This is a genomic window from Pontibacter qinzhouensis (assembly GCF_008017455.1).
Lineage (GTDB): Bacteria > Bacteroidota > Bacteroidia > Cytophagales > Hymenobacteraceae > Pontibacter > Pontibacter qinzhouensis.
On the sequence record NZ_VRTY01000193.1, the window covers coordinates 1 to 2459 of the forward strand.

Sequence of the window (2459 nt, forward strand, 5' to 3'; positions counted from 1 at the left end):
TATGCCCTCCAGAGGAAGCTTTTTCTCCAGGTGCAGCGGGAATTCATTTATAACTATGCGTAACTCCTATAGCATTAAAAAAGAAAATAAAATCAAAGAAGGTTTTATACTTGATTGAATCAGCAATAAAAAATCCTACTATAGGAGTCGGTTACAAAAGAGAAGATCGGGAGAAATTAAGTAATAAAATAGGTGTACCTCAAGGCTTATCAATATCAAGTATCCTTGCTAACATATACATCTCTAAAGTAGATAACTTGCTTAATACAAGTAGTTTTAAATATATAAGATATGTAGATGACATTCTTTTAATGTCTTCTGTTTTAACTCACAACCAGTTATTAGATAGAGTATCGCAAGAGTTAAGTCAATTAGAATTAAGCCTAAACAAAAACAAAAAGGAGGAGGGTTTCCTTAATGAAGAATATGAATATTTAGGCTATAAGTTTAAGAATGGAATTATTACAGTAAGACAATCTACAGTAAATATATTTATCCATAAAATTGCTGCTAAGTTTACTTGGTTCAATTATAAATTAAAGGATCCAAACCTTCAAACATGGATGGCCAATAACTCAACTTATCTAAAAAACAGGTTCATTGATATTATCAATGAGAAAATAACTGGTGCAATTGATGATAAGAAGAGGTATGGATGGATTTTCTATTTTTTGGAAATTAATGATTTAAGGTTATTATACCATCTTGATGAAATAATTAAGAGTTTTTTTAAAAGACAGGCCGCTTTTGATTTCAAAACGCCCCCTGAGACAAAATCATTTGTAAAATCTTACTACCATGCCAGGCATTATCCTACAGCAGGGTATATCCACAATTACAATTTTTATGATTCACCTGATAAAAAAGAAAGTCTCTTAAGACGATACGGCATTTTTAATCCATCTTTAAAATATAGCGAAACAGAAATTAACATTTCTTTCAATAAACTCAAATTTGAAAATATCTATGAACTTGACCTAGATTTAGGTGAACTGTATTAGGGGCTGTCTCCTTGCACATTTTAGTTTCGTGCAGGTAACTCATACTTCTGTATGAAGTGGTTGTAATCTTCTCGCTTAGCGGGTTCTAAACTCTTATCTCAAGAGTGTTTATCATTATCATTATAGGCAGCCCCTACCTTTTCTCACAGATTTTTTGAAAATATATCTTAAAGAATGGAAATTGAAAATCATTTAGGCGATTATACAAATGCCTTGAAAACTAAAATGTGGATTACGAGGGGAGTTAGATTCGAGGCGTATAATCACTATCTTGGAAAACATGCCTTATCTAATTTCGCTATTAGCTTCTTTTCAGCTTATGTAATTATTATAAATTTTCTAAGTATTTACAAAGTAGTATCTTCTGATTTTAATTTATTGATCCAGTTTTCAACAATGACATTATCAGTTTTAATTCTAGCATTTTCACAGCTAGAATCGGCTAATGATTATAAACTGAAAGCGGAAAGATTTCATGACTGCTCAAAGGAAATATCTAAACTATTGAATGAATTGAATTTTCTTCTGTCAAAAAAGAATATTTCTTCTTACTCATTAGAGCAAAATATCAAAAGCATTTCAGATCAATATGATATAGTTATACAGAGATTTTCTGAGAATCATAGTGCAATCCATTATAAAGCGTTTAATGCTAGTTACCCATACGACTTCCCAAATGAGTTCTTGATTGGATATTCCTCGGATACCTCAGATGTTAAATCATTGAAAGTCAGATATTGGAAAATATTTAAAATAGATGTTCAGGCATTTTTGCAGCCAAGATGGTTATACTTTTTACTTATTCTTGTTCCACCAATTCTATTTATTTTAGCAATAATTTTACATCCTTAATCTAATGCAGGCTCGCGCCAGCAAAGGCCAGCAATGGGCTTTTCATCCATCGTAAAAGTAACCTGCAAAAGCAGCCTCTATCTGCTGCACTTCCACATCCGTTAAAAGCTGAAACTCCTTCTCTCTTGACCGCTTCGATAGCTTGCCTCCTGCTTGCTCCAGGAACTTGATCAGCAAAGCCACCATTTTATTGGGCATCTGGAACCGGTCGTCGAGCCAGGTTTTAAAGCTATCGTATTGCTGCAGGTAAGCTACTTCTTCCGGTATAATCCGGTCGAGGGTATAGGCTACGCAGTCGAACAAAAACTCGGCCTGGCGGGTGGCATCAAAGTAGCGGTAATAAGCTGCAGTTTCGTTCAGGACCTCTACGTTATGGTCGGCTGTTTTACGCCATTCTATAAAGTCCAGCAGCGGGTGCGAGTAGGCTTCGAGCACGCTGCGGTAATCGTTTATGTGCTCCAGTATGGCCGCTGATACCGGAAAAATGATACCCTGCGGCGTAAAGTGCATAGCTGCCAGCAGGTGGTGCACCAGGTGTATCCACCCGACCAACTACATGTTTGATTTGTTTTTGAAGTTCTGGGGGTATAGGTTTCTGATGTTCTT

General features: G+C 35.3%; 3 protein-coding genes. 2 read left to right on the plus strand and 1 reads right to left on the minus strand.

Annotation, left to right across the window (positions count from 1 at the left end):
• Nucleotides 1-110 precede the first annotated feature (110 nt).
• Together FVR03_RS23880 and FVR03_RS23885 are read left to right on the plus strand one after the other, a co-directional pair.
• A complete protein-coding gene (locus FVR03_RS23880) occupies nt 111-1001 on the plus strand; it encodes a reverse transcriptase domain-containing protein (protein WP_187270293.1) in 891 nt (296 codons plus the stop codon).
• A gap of 174 nt (nt 1002-1175) precedes the next feature.
• Nucleotides 1176-1853 carry an SLATT domain-containing protein gene (locus FVR03_RS23885; RefSeq protein WP_147924286.1) on the plus strand — a complete coding sequence of 226 codons (678 nt, stop codon included), beginning with the start codon at nt 1176-1178 and terminating at the stop codon, nt 1851-1853.
• Nucleotides 1854-1895: 42 nt separating this feature from the next.
• Here FVR03_RS23885 and FVR03_RS23890 read toward each other — a convergent pair whose 3' ends face one another.
• Nucleotides 1896-2405: a hypothetical protein gene (locus tag FVR03_RS23890; RefSeq protein ID WP_147924287.1), complete on the minus strand. Its 510-nt coding sequence runs from the start codon at nt 2403-2405 to the stop codon at nt 1896-1898.
• Nucleotides 2406-2459 lie beyond the last annotated feature (54 nt).